12 protein-coding genes are annotated in these 16,608 nt (G+C 37.3%); 11 read left to right on the forward strand and 1 reads right to left on the reverse strand.

Annotated elements, in window-relative coordinates; all coding sequences use genetic code 11:
• Positions 1 to 12 precede the first annotated feature (12 nt).
• From H2O64_RS00195 to H2O64_RS00225, 7 genes are read left to right on the forward strand one after another with little or no spacing between them, the layout of a single operon-like run.
• Positions 13 to 3,177: a TAT-variant-translocated molybdopterin oxidoreductase gene (locus H2O64_RS00195; protein WP_187560117.1), complete on the forward strand. Its 3,165-nt coding sequence runs from the start codon at positions 13 to 15 to the stop codon at positions 3,175 to 3,177.
• Between the two features lie 36 nt (positions 3,178 to 3,213).
• Complete coding sequence (gene nrfD / locus H2O64_RS00200; protein ID WP_187560118.1) at positions 3,214 to 4,605, forward strand: NrfD/PsrC family molybdoenzyme membrane anchor subunit; 1,392 nt, start codon at positions 3,214 to 3,216, stop codon at positions 4,603 to 4,605.
• A complete protein-coding gene (locus tag H2O64_RS00205) occupies positions 4,598 to 5,122 on the forward strand; it encodes a DUF3341 domain-containing protein (protein ID WP_187560119.1) in 525 nt (174 codons plus the stop codon). Before nrfD ends, H2O64_RS00205 begins: the two co-directional genes overlap by 8 nt.
• An 8-nt stretch (positions 5,123 to 5,130) precedes the next feature.
• Positions 5,131 to 5,703 carry a c-type cytochrome gene (locus H2O64_RS00210; protein ID WP_187560120.1) on the forward strand — a complete coding sequence of 191 codons (573 nt, stop codon included), beginning with the start codon at positions 5,131 to 5,133 and terminating at the stop codon, positions 5,701 to 5,703.
• Between the two features lie 27 nt (positions 5,704 to 5,730).
• Positions 5,731 to 7,173 (forward strand): urease accessory protein UreE, encoded by a 1,443-nt coding sequence (locus H2O64_RS00215; protein ID WP_187560121.1) that lies wholly within the window; start codon positions 5,731 to 5,733, stop codon positions 7,171 to 7,173.
• 25 nt (positions 7,174 to 7,198) lie between these two features.
• Complete coding sequence (locus tag H2O64_RS00220) at positions 7,199 to 8,269, forward strand: cytochrome c oxidase subunit II (RefSeq protein WP_187560122.1); 1,071 nt, start codon at positions 7,199 to 7,201, stop codon at positions 8,267 to 8,269.
• A 30-nt stretch (positions 8,270 to 8,299) separates the two neighbouring features.
• Positions 8,300 to 10,099, forward strand: a complete 1,800-nt coding sequence (locus H2O64_RS00225; RefSeq protein ID WP_187560123.1) for a cytochrome c oxidase subunit I — start codon at positions 8,300 to 8,302, stop codon at positions 10,097 to 10,099.
• Between the two features lie 147 nt (positions 10,100 to 10,246).
• On the opposite strand, the gene H2O64_RS00230 is transcribed toward H2O64_RS00225, so the two are convergent.
• The gene (locus H2O64_RS00230) at positions 10,247 to 10,453 is read right to left on the reverse strand and encodes a hypothetical protein (protein WP_187560124.1); all 207 of its coding nucleotides are present in this window, start codon (positions 10,451 to 10,453) and stop codon (positions 10,247 to 10,249) included.
• A gap of 222 nt (positions 10,454 to 10,675) precedes the next feature.
• Here H2O64_RS00230 and ruvB point away from each other — a divergent pair, with 222 nt between their 5' ends.
• The 4 genes from ruvB (at position 10,676) to H2O64_RS00250 (ending at position 16,556) form a co-directional block, all read left to right on the forward strand.
• Positions 10,676 to 11,698 carry a Holliday junction branch migration DNA helicase RuvB gene (gene ruvB / locus H2O64_RS00235; protein WP_187560125.1) on the forward strand — a complete coding sequence of 341 codons (1,023 nt, stop codon included), beginning with the start codon at positions 10,676 to 10,678 and terminating at the stop codon, positions 11,696 to 11,698.
• A gap of 162 nt (positions 11,699 to 11,860) precedes the next feature.
• Positions 11,861 to 13,195 carry a cytochrome P450 gene (locus H2O64_RS00240; protein ID WP_187560126.1) on the forward strand — a complete coding sequence of 445 codons (1,335 nt, stop codon included), beginning with the start codon at positions 11,861 to 11,863 and terminating at the stop codon, positions 13,193 to 13,195.
• On the forward strand, positions 13,192 to 14,121 hold the full coding sequence (queG, locus tag H2O64_RS00245) for a tRNA epoxyqueuosine(34) reductase QueG (RefSeq protein ID WP_187560127.1): 930 nt from the start codon (positions 13,192 to 13,194) through the stop codon (positions 14,119 to 14,121). The genes H2O64_RS00240 and queG overlap by 4 nt, the downstream gene beginning before the upstream one ends.
• Positions 14,122 to 14,258: 137 nt before the next feature.
• Positions 14,259 to 16,556, forward strand: a complete 2,298-nt coding sequence (locus tag H2O64_RS00250; protein ID WP_187560128.1) for an NADP-dependent malic enzyme — start codon at positions 14,259 to 14,261, stop codon at positions 16,554 to 16,556.
• Positions 16,557 to 16,608 lie beyond the last annotated feature (52 nt).

Here is a 16,608-nt window from a genome sequence, read left to right on the forward strand (position 1 = left end):
TATATATATAACATGGCATCAAACAAAAAATACTGGAAAAGTGTTGAGGAGTTAAATGAGAATAGCTCCATTGTTGACGCACTTAGACAGAATGAGTTTGTGGAAGCGATTCCTGTAGATGAATTCTTAGGAGATAAAGAGACTTTAGAGTCCTCTTCAACTTCTCGTAGAGACTTTCTTAAATATGTTGGTTTTAGTACAGCAGCAGCTACATTAGCAGCCTGTGAAGGACCAGTAATAAAATCGATTCCTTATGTAGTACAGCCAGAAACTATTATTCCTGGAGTTGCTGACTACTACGCGACAACAATCGCAGATGGATATGATTTTGCAAGTATCTTAATTAAAACAAGAGAAGGTCGTCCAATCAAAGTTGAAAACAACAAAGACGCAGCTGTAAAAGGAAGTGCAAATGCTAGAGTTCATGCATCTGTACTATCTTTATATGATAGCTTAAGAGTAAAACAGCCAAAAATAGCGGGTGTTGATGCTTCTTGGGAAACATTAGATGCGGAAGTTGGACAAAAATTAAATGAATTGAGTGCTGCTCAAAAGCAAGTTGTATTACTAACACAAACTTTTGCGAGTCCTTCAACAGCTAAATTAGTTGGAGAATTCAAAGCGAAGTATGGAAATGTAACACATGTAGTATATGATGCAATATCAGAATCTACTGCACTAGATGCTTTTGAAGCTAAATATGGCGAAAGAGGATTGGTTGACTATGATTTTTCAAAAGCAGAAGTAATTGTATCTGTTGGAGCTGATTTGTTAGGAGACTGGCAAGGTGGTGGATATGATGATGGATATGCAAAAGGTAGAATTCCTACTGGAAAGAATGGTCATAAAAATATGTCTAGACATATTCAATTTGAATCAAACATGACATTGTCAGGAGCAAATGCTGACAAGCGTGTTCCGTTATCGCCATCTGATCAAAAAGTTGCGTTGGCAAAAATCTATGCAGGAGTTACTGGAAACAGTGTTTCAGGTAGAAAATTGTCTGACAAAGCGGAAGATGCAATAGCAAAAGCTGTTCGTCAATTAGAAGTAGCTGGTTCAAAAGCAGTTGTTATCACTGGAATTAATGATGTTGATGCGCAAAGTTTAGTCTTAGCAATCAACGAAGCATTAAACAGTGAGGCTTATGACAAAGATGCACCACGTAAAGTAAGACAAGGAAATGATAAAGCCGTAGCAAAGCTAATCAGCGACATGAAAAATGATGCTGTTGGTGGAATCATTATGGCTGGAGTAAATCCAGTATATACACTAGCTAATGGAAATGAGTTTGCTGAAAGTTTAAAAACACTAGACTTAGCAGTTTCTTTCACAATGCATGAGGACGAAACGGCAATGCATACAAAATATGTAGCTGCTGCTCCACATTACTTAGAATCTTGGGGAGATGTAGAAATGAAAAAAGGTCATTACAGTGTAATGCAACCTACAATTCGTCCATTATTTGATACAAGACAATTTCAAGATGCTTTATTAAAGTGGACTGGAAACGAAAAAACATATTACGAGTATATCAAAGAAATTTGGTCTACGAACATTTTAAGCCTTGGAACTTCATGGAACAAAGCAGTTCATGATGGAGTTTACTCAACAACCGCAACAGTTAGCTTAGCAGAAGAAGCAACGGATGCTATTGAAGCTTCAGAAGTTGAAGAAACAGCAGTTGCAAGTGTAGATGTAAATTCACAAGCTAGAAAATTAGCAGGGACAAAAGCGGCTTCAGGAATGGAGTTAGTGTTGTATGCTAAAACAGGTATGGGAGACGGACAACAAGCAAACAATCCTTGGTTGCAAGAATTTCCAGATCCAATCACAAGAGCTTCTTGGGATAACTACTTAACCGTTTCTCAAGCAGATGCTGATGCAAAAGACTTGAAAAACTGGAATGTTGCCAATGGCGGACTAAATGGTACGTATGCAAACATTACGGTAAATGGTGGGGAACCAATGAAGGTTCCAGTAATCATTCAACCAGGACAAGCACCAGGAACCGTTGGTTTAGCGCTTGGATACGGTAAAAAAGCTGGAATTAAAGAAGAAATGCAAACTGGTGTAAACGCTTATAAAGTTTACAACAATTTCAATACAGTTCAAAATGTTTCAGTTGCTTCAGCTGGCGGAGAGCACGAATTTGCTTGCGTTCAGTTGCACAATACCTTAATGGGTAGAGGTGACATCGTAAAAGAAACAACATTAGAAGTATTCAATACTCGCGATAAAAATCAGTATGGAGACTTTTTCTTCAATGAAAAACCACATGTGTCTAAAGATCACAAAATGATCGCTGCGACAAGTTCAGAAGCGGATATGTGGGCTGAATTTGATCGTTCAATTGGACATCACTTTAACTTAGCTATTGACTTAAACGCTTGTACAGGATGTGGCGCATGTGTAATTGCATGTCACGCTGAAAACAATGTGCCAGTAGTTGGGAAAACAGAAGTTAGAAGAAGTAGAGATATGCACTGGTTGCGTATTGATAGATACTATTCTTCTGAGGAAACATTCTCGGAAGACGACAAAAAGAAAGAAGAATTTAGCGGATTATTTGGAGAAAAAGGTTCATTAGGAGGATTCTTAGAATTGGAAAGTCCAGCGGACAATCCACAAGTAGCATTCCAGCCTGTAATGTGTCAACACTGTAACCATGCTCCATGTGAAACAGTTTGTCCTGTAGCGGCAACATCACACGGTAGACAAGGTCAAAATCACATGGCATATAACCGTTGTGTAGGTACACGTTACTGTGCAAACAACTGTCCATATAAAGTACGTCGATTTAACTGGTTCTTATATAATAAGAATGACGAATTTGACTATTACATGAATGACGATTTAGGTCGTATGGTATTAAACCCTGATGTAGTTGTACGTTCGCGTGGTGTGATGGAAAAATGTTCTATGTGTATTCAAAAAACACAAAAAACAATCCTTGATGCAAAACGTGATGGAAGACAAATCAAAGATGGTGAATTCCAAACGGCTTGTTCTGCAGCATGTAGTTCAGGAGCAATGACATTCGGAGATATCAACGATAAAGAAAGCAAAGTAGCTGAATTATTTGAAGATGATCGTATGTATCATTTACTTGAGCACGTTGGAACGAAGCCAAACGTACAATATCACGTGAAGGTTAGGAATACAAAAGAAGCATAAAAAAGAGAATTAATAAGAAACAATTATAAACGGATTATGGCGTCGCACTACGAAGCACCTATAAGAAAACCCTTAGTAACGGGAGACAAATCATATCATGACGTAACTCTTGATATAGCAGCTCCAGTAGAAGGAAGAGCAAATAAGCAATGGTGGATAGTATTCTCAATTGCTTTACTCGCATTCCTTTGGGGAATTGGATGTATTATTTACACAGTATCTACTGGAATTGGAGTTTGGGGTCTTAACAAAACAGTTGGTTGGGCCTGGGATATTACAAACTTCGTTTGGTGGGTTGGTATTGGTCACGCAGGAACACTGATTTCTGCAGTACTATTACTATTCCGTCAAAAATGGAGAATGGCAATTAACCGTTCTGCGGAAGCAATGACCATCTTCTCAGTAGTACAAGCAGGATTATTCCCAATCATTCACATGGGACGTCCTTGGTTAGCATACTGGGTATTACCAATTCCAAACCAATTTGGTTCACTCTGGGTAAACTTTAACTCACCACTACTTTGGGATGTATTTGCAATCTCTACGTATCTATCAGTATCATTAGTATTCTGGTGGACAGGATTACTTCCTGATTTTGCTATGATTAGAGATAGAGCCGTAAAACCTTTCCAAAAGAAAATATACAGCTTAGTGAGTTTCGGTTGGAGTGGACGTGCTAAAGATTGGCAACGTTTTGAAGAAGTATCATTGGTATTAGCAGGTTTAGCAACACCATTAGTACTTTCGGTACACACCATTGTATCGTTTGACTTCGCAACGTCTGTAATACCAGGATGGCACACGACCATCTTTCCTCCATACTTTGTGGCAGGTGCGGTATTCTCAGGATTTGCTATGGTAAACACCTTATTAATCATTATGAGAAAAGTGTGTAATATGGAAGACTATATTACATTACAACACATCGAATTAATGAACATCGTAATCATGATTACAGGTTCTATTGTTGGATGTGCATACATAACAGAGTTATTCATCGCTTGGTATTCAGGAGTAGAATACGAACAATATGCATTCTTAAACAGAGCAACCGGACCATACTGGTGGGCATATTGGGCAATGATGACATGTAACGTGTTCTCTCCACAATTTATGTGGTCTAAAAAATTAAGAACAAGTATCATGTTCTCTTTTATCATCTCTATTGTTGTAAACATTGGAATGTGGTTTGAGCGTTTCGTAATTATCGTAACATCATTACACAGAGATTACCTTCCATCATCATGGACAATGTTCTCGCCAACGTTTGTAGATATAGGAATATTTATAGGTACGATCGGATTCTTCTTTGTATTGTTCTTGCTATACTCTCGAACATTCCCTGTAATTGCACAGGCAGAAGTAAAATCAATCTTAAAATCATCAGGAGAAAATTATAAAAAACTAAGAGACGGTAACCATGAGTAATAAAGTAATACAAGCAATGTATATCGATGATGATGTGCTAATGGCAGCAGTCAAAAAAGTACGTCAAGAAAATCATCATATCGAGGAAGTATTTACACCATTTCCTGTACATGGACTAGACAAAGCAATGGGACTTGAGCCTACGCGACTTGCAATTACAGCATTCATGTATGGATGTGTAGGATTGGCAGTTGCAATTGTAATGATGAATTATATCATGATTACAGATTGGCCGCAAAATATTGGTGGAAAACCAAGTTTTAGTTACTTAGAAAACATGCCAGCATTCGTGCCAATTATGTTCGAACTTACGGTATTCTTTGCAGCGCATTTAATGGTAATTACATTCTACCTAAGAAGTAGATTATGGCCATTTAAAGAAGCTGAAAACCCAGATCCAAGAACAACAGACGATCACTTCTTAATGGAAGTATCAGTTCACGGAAATGAAGATGCATTAAAAGCACTGTTATTAGAAACAGGAGCTACTGAAATTAAAGTCACTGAAAAGCACTAATAAGAATTATGAAAAGCCTTATAAAAATAGGAGTCGTTTTTGGAGCAGCGTTGCTAATGACTTCATGCTTTAATAAATCGCAGCCAAACTATCAATATTTTCCAAATATGTATGAGCCTGTAGGATATGAAGCTTACCAAGAGGTAAACGGAGTTCCTTACGGAGGATTTGCAAAAAACAATATGGAAGCACAAATTCCTGCGGAAGGAAGTGTAAAAAGAGGTTGGTTGCCTTATGAGTATGATAACACGAACGAAGGATATGAAGCTGCAAAAGCTGAATTGATTTCTCCATTAGAAGCAACAGAAGAAAACTTAGCTGACGGAAAAGAATTGTACGGAATTTATTGTGCAGTGTGTCATGGGAACAAAGGTGACGGACAAGGAATTCTTGCAAAACGAGAAAAATTCTTAGGAATACCTAAATACAATGACCCAGCAAGAGCGATCACTGAAGGAAGTATTTACCATGTACTTATGTACGGTAAAAACAACATGGGATCACATGCAAGTCAATTAAATACAAAAGAACGCTGGCAAGTTACTCAGTATGTATTAAAATTGAAGGCAGAATTAAAATAGACCAATAACGATATAGAATTATATACAATGTATACGTTTTCAAATAGATTAAGACTTTTCGCAATCATTTCATTTGCACTTGGAGCTATCATGGTAGGTTTTAGCCTTGCTAGTGTGCCAAGTTCAGTAGAAGATATGAAAGCAATGGAAGCTGCTCATGGTCACGGACACGATGGAGACCATGCAGACGCAGGACATGATGATGCTAAAACAGCACATCACGATGATCACAAAGCTGATGCGGCAGATCATCATGGTGATGAAAAAGCACACGACGATGCGCATGCTTCAACAGATCATCACGCAGATGCAAGTCATGGTGCTAATGCTGGTCATGACGATGCAGCTCATCAAGATGAACACAAATTACAACAATTACAAAACAAGCCTTGGGCGGCAATATATATTGCAGCATTCTTCTTTATGATGATTTCATTGGGTGTATTGGCATTCTATGCTATACAACGTGCGGCACAAGCAGGTTGGTCACCAGTGTTATTCAGAGTCATGGAAGGAATTACGGCGTATATCATTCCAGGAACGATTAGTATAATTTTATTACTATTTATTTCGGGTGTATTACATTGGAATCACTTATTTCATTGGATGGATCCAGAATTGATCAGAGAAGGTAGTCCAACGTATGACAAGTTAACTGTAGGGAAACAAGCATGGTTAAATGTGCCTTGGTTCTTAATCAGAGCAGTTATTTACAGTTCAATTTGGATTGCATATCGTCAAATCTCTCGTCGTTTATCAATACGTCAAGATAATGCTACTGATAACAGCAACTTCAAGAAAAACTTCAGACTAGCAGCAATGTTCTTAGTATTATTCTTAATCTCAGAATCTTTAATGTCTTGGGATTGGATTATGTCTTTCGATCATCACTGGTTTAGTACACTATTCGGATGGTACGTATTTGCAAGTATGGTTGTATCGGGAGTTACAGTAATTGCTTTAGTGACCATATACCTTAAATCAAGAGGGTTTTTAGAATATGTAAACGACAGTCACTTACATGATTTAGCAAAATTTATGTTCGGTTTCAGTATTTTCTGGGCATACTTATGGTTCTCTCAATTTATGTTAATCTGGTATTCAAACATTCCAGAAGAAGTAACATACTTCATCACTAGAATTGAAGATTACAACTTGCCATTCTTTGGAATGCTTGCATTGAACTTAATATTCCCATTATTAATCTTAATGAATAGTGATTACAAGCGATTAAATTGGATTATTGTAATTGCAGGAATCGTGATCTTATTTGGTCATTACATAGATATATTCAATATGGTTATGCCTGCAACAGTTGGTCCACATTGGTCAATTGGAATAGCGGAAATAGGAGCAATCTTACTATTCTTAGGGATATTCATCTTTGTTGTGTTTACAGCACTAACAAAAGCACCATTATTGCCAAAACGAAATCCGTTTATTGAAGAAAGTAAACAATTTCATTATTAATTAATTCAAAACAGTATAAAATAAGATGACTACTGGTTTACTAACGATTATAGTACTTATCCTAATTGCAATCGCAATTTGGCAGCTGACAAAGATATTTGACTTATCACAGGCGAAAGCTGATAATTCTCAAGTAGCGAATGACAAGGATAACAATGTCAACGGATACCTCATGATGGGATTCTTGATATTCATATACGTTATCACAATAGTATGTTTCGTAAAATGGGGCGATTTACCATTAATTGGGAATGCTGCATCAGAACACGGAACGAGTGTAGATACATTAATGATCATATCAATGATACTGATCTTCTTTGTGCAAACACTAACGCAAGCATTACTTCACTACTTTGCTTTCAAATACAGAGGAAAAGAAGGAAGAAAAGCATTATACTACGCTGATAATGACAAGCTAGAATTTATTTGGACAATCATTCCTGTAATCACATTAGCAGGTTTAATTCTTTATGGATTATTCACTTGGAATGAAATCATGGATGTAAACATGGATGATGATCCAATTGTAGTTGAATTATACGCACAACAATTTAACTGGAAAGCTAGATACGCTGGAAAAGACAATGTCTTAGGAAAAGCAAACGTTCGTTTGATTGACTTAGGAGACAATCCGAATATCTTAGGTTTAGACAGAGAAGATGTATATGCACAAGATGATATCATTACGCAAGAATTGCACTTGCCTGTCAATAAAAAAGTAGTCTTCAAAATGCGTTCTCAAGACGTATTGCACTCTGCTTACATGCCACACTTTAGAATGCAAATGAACTGTGTTCCTGGTATGATTACTGAGTTTGCAATGAAGCCAACAAAGACGACTGAGGAAATGCGTGATACGCAAAAAATCACGAATAAGGTGAGACGCATCAACGATATCAGAGCGGCGAAAAGTGAAAAACTACTAGCCAAAGGGGAAGAAGCGTTAGAAGCTTATGAATTCGATTATCTTTTAATTTGTAACAAAATTTGTGGTGAATCGCACTACAACATGCAAATGAAAGTAATCGTAGAAAGTCAAGAAGACTACGATAAGTGGATTGCAGAACAAGCAACTTTCGGAAAAAAGGAACAATAAAAAATTATTAAAAGATACAATATATAAGATATGTCAGCAACAGCAGTACACGCAGAAGATCACGGACACGACGATCACGGACATCATCATAAAGAAACTTTCGTGACTAAATACATCTTTAGTCAGGATCACAAAATGATTGCCAAGCAGTACTTAATTACAGGTACCATCATGGGAGTTATTGGAGTCATGATGTCTATATTTTTCCGTATGCAAATTGCATGGCCAAAAGAATCGTTCACAATCTTTGAAATATTCTTAGGGAACTGGGCACCAGATGGTGTATTAAGCGCAGATAAATACTTAGCATTAGTAACCATTCACGGTACAATCATGGTATTCTTCGTATTAACGGCAGGATTAAGTGGTACGTTTAGTAACTTACTAATTCCATTGCAAATTGGAGCACGAGATATGGCTTCAGGATTCCTAAACATGATATCATACTGGTTATTCTTCATTTCAAGTGTAATCATGGTGCTATCATTATTTGTGGAAGGTGGGGCAGCATCTGCAGGTTGGACAATCTATCCGCCATTAAGTGCATTGCCACAAGCAATCTCTGGTTCAGGATTAGGAATGACGCTCTGGTTAGTATCGATGGCAATATTCATTGCCTCCTCATTACTAGGTTCATTAAACTATATTGTTACGGTCATCAACCTTCGTACAAAAGGAATGTCTATGACAAGATTGCCACTAACAATTTGGGCATTCTTTGTTACAGCAATCATTGGTGTTGTATCGTTTCCAGTATTACTATCAGCAGCATTACTATTAATCTTTGATAGAAGTTTTGGAACGTCGTTCTATCTATCAGACATATTCATACAAGGAGAAGTATTACACTATCAAGGTGGTTCGCCAGTATTATTTGAACACCTATTCTGGTTCTTAGGACATCCAGAAGTATACATTGTATTACTTCCAGCATTAGGAATTACCTCAGAAGTCATTGCGACCAACTCCCGAAAACCCATCTTTGGATATCGAGCCATGGTAGCATCTATCTTAGCAATTGCTTTCTTATCAACAATTGTTTGGGGTCACCACATGTTTATCTCAGGAATGAATCCATTCCTAGGATCTGTATTTACATTTACAACACTATTAATTGCAATACCTTCAGCGGTAAAAGCATTTAACTATATCACCACGCTCTGGAAAGGTAACTTACAGTTGAACCCAGCGATGTTATTCTCTATCGGATTAGTATCAACGTTCATTACAGGAGGTTTAACAGGAATTATATTAGGTGATAGTACACTAGATATAAATGTGCACGACACATACTTCGTGGTAGCACACTTCCACTTAGTAATGGGTATCTCTGCATTATATGGGATGTTTGCAGGAATCTATCATTGGTTCCCTAGAATGTTTGGTAAAATGATGAACAAAAACTTAGGTTATGTTCACTTCTGGGTAACTGCAGTCTGTGCGTATGGAGTATTCTTCCCAATGCACTTTATCGGAATGGCAGGATTGCCAAGACGTTACTATACAAACTCAGAATTTCCATTATTTGATGATTTAGCAGATGTAAACGTAATCATTACATTATTTGCAATTGTTGGTGGAGCATTCCAGTTAGTATTCCTATACAACTTCTTTGGTAGTATCTTCTTCGGAAAGAAAGCACCTCAGAATCCATGGAGATCAAACACATTAGAATGGACAGCACCAGTAGAGCACATGCACGGAAACTGGCCAGGAGAAATTCCTCATGTTCACCGTTGGGCTTACGATTACAGTAAACCAGGTCATGATGATGATTTTGTTCCGCAAAACGTTCCAATGAAGGACGGAGAAGAAGAAATGCATCACTAAAATTTCCGTGAAAACGGAAATCTCCAAGAAAATGGAGATCTCATGAAAACAGAAATTTCATAAAATATCAACATAAAAAAAGAGTCGCTTTAACTACTAAAGCGACTCTTTCCTTTTACAGTAAATTTAATTTGTAAATGGTATAACTTACAGAGCATAGCAAAACTGTCCTTGCCTACGACCGCTAGTAAATACACAATAGGAATTGTAAGCACTAATACAATGGCAATAACTTGGACAATACACACCATTGCAATTTTGTGGTACAGGAATTTGAAGTCCTCCGTTAATTTCTTGTTGTGCTTTTTTAGATAACGTTTCAACGCCATCTAAATTTAAAATGTTTTTTAACATGATTAAAGATTTTTGGTTATATAGTATAATATAACATATTGCGTAGGAGAATAGGTAATATTTAATGTTAATTGTGAGAAAATATATAAAATACTCTTGATGAACTATGAAAAAAGCAACCTTGCTTTAATCATGTCTTTATAAGCTTTTTCTCTTATCTTTGTTGAGGAAGCCGTATGTAATTTAGGAATATAATTATGTATTTTCCCAATACAGACCTCTATGAACGAAAACTTAAACCCTAACAGCGAAAACTATTCTCCAGAAGAATTAGATGTAGAAAAAGCATTGCGACCATTATCCTTTGAAGACTTTACAGGACAAGATCAAGTATTAGAAAATCTACAAATCTTTGTACAAGCAGCAAACCTTCGTGAAGAAGCACTCGATCACACACTCTTTCATGGTCCTCCGGGATTGGGAAAAACAACACTCGCACACATTCTAGCCAATGAATTGGGGGCAAGTATCAAAGTAACCTCTGGACCTGTATTAGACAAACCAGGTGATTTAGCAGGCTTACTCACAAATTTGGATGAACGCGATGTATTATTCATAGATGAAATACACAGACTAAGTCCAATTGTAGAAGAATATCTCTACTCTGCAATGGAAGATTACAAAATTGATATCATGATTGAATCTGGACCAAATGCCAGAACGGTTCAAATCAATCTCAATCCATTTACATTAATAGGCGCGACAACGCGTTCAGGATTGCTAACAGCACCAATGCGTGCACGTTTTGGAATTGCTAGCCGATTACAATACTATTCAACAGAATTACTATCAACCATCATACAGCGAAGCGCACAAATACTCGATGTGCCAATAGGCATGGAAGCAGCGATAGAAATTGCAGGAAGAAGTCGTGGAACACCGCGTATTGCAAATGCATTACTACGTAGAGTGCGTGACTTTGCGCAAATAAAAGGAAATGGAACCATTGACATAGAAATTGCCCGATTCAGTCTCAAAGCATTAAATGTAGATGCGTACGGTTTAGATGAAATGGACAATAAAATCTTATCAACGATCATAGACAAATTCAAAGGTGGACCAGTGGGAATCACAACCATAGCAACGGCTGTTTCTGAAAGTAGCGAAACCATTGAAGAAGTATACGAACCATTTCTCATTCAACAAGGATTCATCATGCGAACACCAAGAGGAAGAGAAGTCACGGAGCTTGCATACAAACACTTAGGTAGAATCAAAGGTGCAACGCAAGGAGGATTGTTTTAGGAGTGATAAATTATAAATGTGTCACATCGAGCGTAGTCGAGATGCTAACAACAAAAAAACATTTGTGAATTTGTGGCAAAAAAGAGTTAGATTTTACAAACAACAAACAACAAACAACAAACAACAAACAACAAACAACGAACAACGAACAACGAACAACCAATGTACAAATACCCAAACTCCATTCCGTTTTTTAAGTTGTTGTTAAAGTCGTCTACAATTACGCGAAATCCAATTCCTTTTCACAAAGAAGGTTTTGATAAAAATGGCGATTCGTTTTCAATTGCGCCACCGTTTTCAAAAAGGGTCATGCTTACGCGCGATGCAGAAATTACGATGCACATTCTTCGAAAAAATCATCGGAATTATAACAAATCTAAAATTCAGACGAAATACCTATCCAAATATGTTGGGAAAGGATTATTAACGTCAAGTGGCGACTATTGGTTAAAACAACGAAGACTCATTCAACCGGCATTCCATAGAGAAAAACTACAAAAATTAGTGACCATTATGGAAGGTACCATTGAAAAACAAATTGAGAACCTTCAAACAGATACAAAAGTAGACTTGTACTCCATCATGAACGAATTGGCGTTTCATGTGGTTGCAAAATCATTATTCAACTATTCTTCAGATGATAACACCATGCATCGTCTGCAAGAAATCATTGAAAAATTACAAGACTTTATCATTCGTGAAATTCGTCAGCCACACAAAAAATGGTGGTATAAAGTAAGCGGATTGGTTGCAAAACACATGGGATTAGTCCAAGAAAGTAGAGATATTATTAACAAAGTAATCGACGAACGTCGTGTGTCTGAAAAACAACATGATGATCTATTAGACATGTTGCTCAAGGCAAAATATGAAGAAGACGGAACTTCCATGACCAACGAGCAATTAATCGACGAAATCTTAATCTTCTTTGTGGCTGGACATGAAACAACGGCAAACGCACTCACGTTTACATTTCACTTGATCGCAAAAGATCCTGAAATACTCAAAAAAGCAGTTGCAGAAGTAGATGCGATTGATGATAACTTAACGCCAATGGAAAAATTGGCAAAACTCAACTATGTAAAAAACTGCGTGGAAGAAGCAATGCGTTTATATCCACCAGCATGGATTACGGATAGAGTTGCGATTGAAGATGATTCATTTGCAGAATTCAACATAGAAAAAGGAACCATGATCGGAATTTCGTTTTACGAATTGCACCGAAACGAAAAATACTGGAAAAACCCGAATGATTTCATTCCGGAACGTTTTTCGGAAGAAAACCGAAAAGAAACTGCCGGACATTACTTTCCGTTTGGTGCAGGACCAAGAATGTGTATCGGAAATGGTTTTGCACTCTACGAAATGATGTTGTCGGTGTATGCTGTATTAAAAAAATATCACATCGAAACTGATCAAAAAACAGTGGAAATTGCGCCGTTAATCACGCTAAAGCCAATTAATGTGACGCTGAAATTTACAAATAGAACTGCTTGAATTCAACACAAAAACATACAGAACTCATCAAAGCTGAAGCAAAACGCTTAGGATTTCTGTCATGTGGAATCTCAAAAGCAGGATTTTTAGAAGAAGAAGCACCACGATTAGAAGCTTGGCTCAACAAAAACATGCACGGCGAAATGCAGTACATGGAAAATCACTTTGACAAGCGATTAGATCCAACGAAATTAGTGGAAGATTCAAAATCGGTAGTTTCGTTACTCTTAAACTACTATCCGTCAGAAATCCAAAAAGATCCAGAAGCGCCAAAAATTTCAAAATACGCGTATGGAACGGATTATCACTTTGTCATCAAAGACAAACTAAAGCATTTACTAAACTTCATTCAAGATGAAATCGGAGAAGTTTCAGGACGCGCATTTGTAGACTCAGCGCCAGTATTAGACAAAGCTTGGGCTGCAAAAAGCGGATTGGGTTGGATTGGAAAACACAGCAATTTGCTCACACAACAAGTGGGTTCTTTCTATTTTATTGCCGAACTCATCATTGATTTAGACTTAGAATACGATTCGCCAGTGACGGATCATTGCGGAAGTTGTACCGCTTGTATTGACGCGTGTCCTACGCAAGCCATTGTAGATCCGTATGTGGTGGATGGAAGCAAATGTATCTCGTATTTCACCATCGAACTAAAAAATGAAATTCCAATACACGCACAAGGACATTTTGACGATTGGATGTTTGGCTGCGATATTTGCCAAGATGTGTGCCCGTGGAATAAATTCTCAAAACCGCATAACGAACCTTTATTCAATCCGCATCCAGAATTATTGTCCATGACTAAAAAAGACTGGGAAGAAATCACACAAGAAGTATTTAGTGAAATATTCAAAAAATCGGCTGTCAAACGAACCAAATACACAGGATTAGTTCGAAATATCAAATTCTTAAAGACAGAGTAGGACTGTGATTCAAAGACTTTTTGTTAAATAACACTAAAGAAAGCATATTAAATTTTTTCCTTTAAACTCAGACATATAAATTTGCAAATTCATATTGCCTACAGTTATACTAGCCAAAGGTGATGAAACCCATCAATATGAGTAATTCAGAACGTAAAAGAAGAGAAGCACTTATTTACCATGCGAAACCGCAACCGGGAAAAATAAAAGTGGTTCCTACGAAAAGATATACTACACAACGCGATTTATCCCTAGCGTATTCTCCAGGAGTTGCCGAACCTTGTTTAGAAATAGCAAAAGACAAAAAAAACGTCTACAAGTACACTACAAAAGGAAACTTAGTTGCTGTGATTACTAACGGAACAGCTGTATTAGGTTTAGGGGATATTGGTCCTGAAGCGTCAAAACCTGTCATGGAAGGAAAAGGATTGCTCTTTAAAATATTTGCTGATATTGATGTATTTGATATTGAAGTAGATGCGAAAGATATAGACAAATTTGTTGAAACGGTAAAAAATATAGCACCTACGTTTGGCGGAATCAATCTGGAAGATATCAAGGCGCCAGAAGCATTTGAAATTGAGCGCAGACTTGTAGAAGAATTGGATATTCCTGTCATGCATGATGATCAACACGGAACGGCAATTATCTCGTCAGCAGCATTAATCAATGCGTTAGAAATAGCAGATAAAAAAATTGAAGATGTGCGTTTTGCAGTTTCTGGAGCAGGTTCGGCAGCTGTTTCATGTATGAACTTATACATTGCACTTGGAGCGAAATTAGAAAATATTGCCATGTTTGATGCAGATGGTTTACTGCACAAAGGCAGAACAGACTTATCGCCAATGCAAGCACGTTTTAGAACGTCAAAACATTATGATTCTTTAGCACACGCAATGGAAGGTGCGGATGTTTTCTTGGGACTTTCAGTAGGAAATATTGTCACAGCAGAAATGTTGCGTTCAATGGCACATGATCCTATTGTATTTGCAATGGCAAACCCGACACCAGAAATCTCTTACGAAAAAGCTATTGCTTCGCGAGAAGATATCATCATGGCAACAGGGCGATCAGATCATCCAAATCAGGTAAACAATGTACTTGGATTTCCGTTCATATTTCGTGGCGCATTAGACGTTCGTGCAACAAAAATTAATGAAGCAATGAAAATGGCTGCGGTAAAAGCGTTAGCCGAACTCGCAAAAGAACCCGTGCCAGAGCAAGTAAACATTGCATACGGAGAAACCAAACTTACATTTGGTAAAGATTACATCATTCCAAAGCCATTTGATCCAAGATTAATTGCAAAAATTCCGCCAGCTATTGCAAAAGCAGCAATGGATTCTGGAGTAGCCACAGAACCTATTGAAGATTGGGCAAAATATGAAGATGAATTATTACATCGATTAGGAGCAGACAATAAAATCATTCGATTGCTACACAAAAGAGCAAGAACCAATCCGAAGCGAATCGTTTTTGCAGAAGCAGATCACTTAGATGTATTAAAAGCAGCGCAATATGTATACGATGAAGGTATTGCGATTCCGATTCTACTAGGAAACGAAAAAATTATTCGTGAACTTAGTGAAGAACTAGAATTTGAGGGTAATGTGCAAATCATCGACCCTAAAAAAAACGAGCAAAAAGCAAAAAGAAAACATTACGCAGAAATCTATTGGGAATCCAGAAAACGTAAAGGAGTTTCGATGCTCGATGCAAAAAGTAAAATGCGCGAGCGTAACTACTTTGCCGCAATGATGGTAAATGAAGGCGATGCCGATGGTTTAATCTCAGGATATTCTAGAAGTTACCCAACAGTTGTAAAACCAATGTTAGAGCTTATCGGAACAGCAAAAGGTGTGAAAAAAGTTGCTACAACAAACCTAATGATTACAGAACGTGGTCCAATGTTTTTAGCGGATACTTCTATAAATATTGACCCGTCTGCGCGGGAATTGGCAAAAATTGCACACATGACAGCACTAACAGTAAAAATGTTCGGATTAGAACCAAACATTGCCATGTTATCTTATTCAAACTTTGGTTCGTCTGATCATGAAAGAGCAAAAAAAGTAGATGAAGCTGTTACATATTTACACAAATATCATCCAGAGATCAATGTAGACGGTGCTGTACAATCCGATTTTGCACTAAACAAAGAAATGCTTGCAGAAAAATTTCCATTCTCTAAATTAGCAGGAAAAGAAGTAAATACGCTTGTATTTCCAAACTTAGACGCAGCAAACATTACATATAAACTCATGAAAGAGCTTAATAAAGCAGATTCAATTGGGCCTATTATGCTGGGAATGAGCAAGCCAGTTCACATTTTGCAACTCGGCGCAAGTGTTGATGAAATCATCAATATGGCAGCTGTTGCGGTGATCGATGCACAGGAAAAAGAAAAGTGGCAACAACGAAAAGAAGAAATGTAAATCTAAGAAGTATACTGCTTTAGTATATTAAAGCCTGAATTCGTTAAAGAAA

The organism is Kordia aestuariivivens, from assembly GCF_014397005.1.
Taxonomy (GTDB): Bacteria; Bacteroidota; Bacteroidia; order Flavobacteriales; family Flavobacteriaceae; genus Kordia; species Kordia aestuariivivens.

Coding starts and splice junctions, on each gene's coding strand:
- H2O64_RS00195 (WP_187560117.1), top strand. CDS start 13: ATGGCATCAAACAAAAAATACTGGAAAAGTGTTGAGGAGTTAAATGAG.
- nrfD (WP_187560118.1), top strand. CDS start 3,214: ATGGCGTCGCACTACGAAGCACCTATAAGAAAACCCTTAGTAACGGGA.
- H2O64_RS00205 (WP_187560119.1), top strand. CDS start 4,598: ATGAGTAATAAAGTAATACAAGCAATGTATATCGATGATGATGTGCTA.
- H2O64_RS00210 (WP_187560120.1), top strand. CDS start 5,131: ATGAAAAGCCTTATAAAAATAGGAGTCGTTTTTGGAGCAGCGTTGCTA.
- H2O64_RS00215 (WP_187560121.1), top strand. CDS start 5,731: ATGTATACGTTTTCAAATAGATTAAGACTTTTCGCAATCATTTCATTT.
- H2O64_RS00220 (WP_187560122.1), top strand. CDS start 7,199: ATGACTACTGGTTTACTAACGATTATAGTACTTATCCTAATTGCAATC.
- H2O64_RS00225 (WP_187560123.1), top strand. CDS start 8,300: ATGTCAGCAACAGCAGTACACGCAGAAGATCACGGACACGACGATCAC.
- H2O64_RS00230 (WP_187560124.1), bottom strand. CDS start 10,453: ATGTTAAAAAACATTTTAAATTTAGATGGCGTTGAAACGTTATCTAAA.
- ruvB (WP_187560125.1), top strand. CDS start 10,676: ATGAACGAAAACTTAAACCCTAACAGCGAAAACTATTCTCCAGAAGAA.
- H2O64_RS00240 (WP_187560126.1), top strand. CDS start 11,861: ATGTACAAATACCCAAACTCCATTCCGTTTTTTAAGTTGTTGTTAAAG.
- H2O64_RS00250 (WP_187560128.1), top strand. CDS start 14,259: ATGAGTAATTCAGAACGTAAAAGAAGAGAAGCACTTATTTACCATGCG.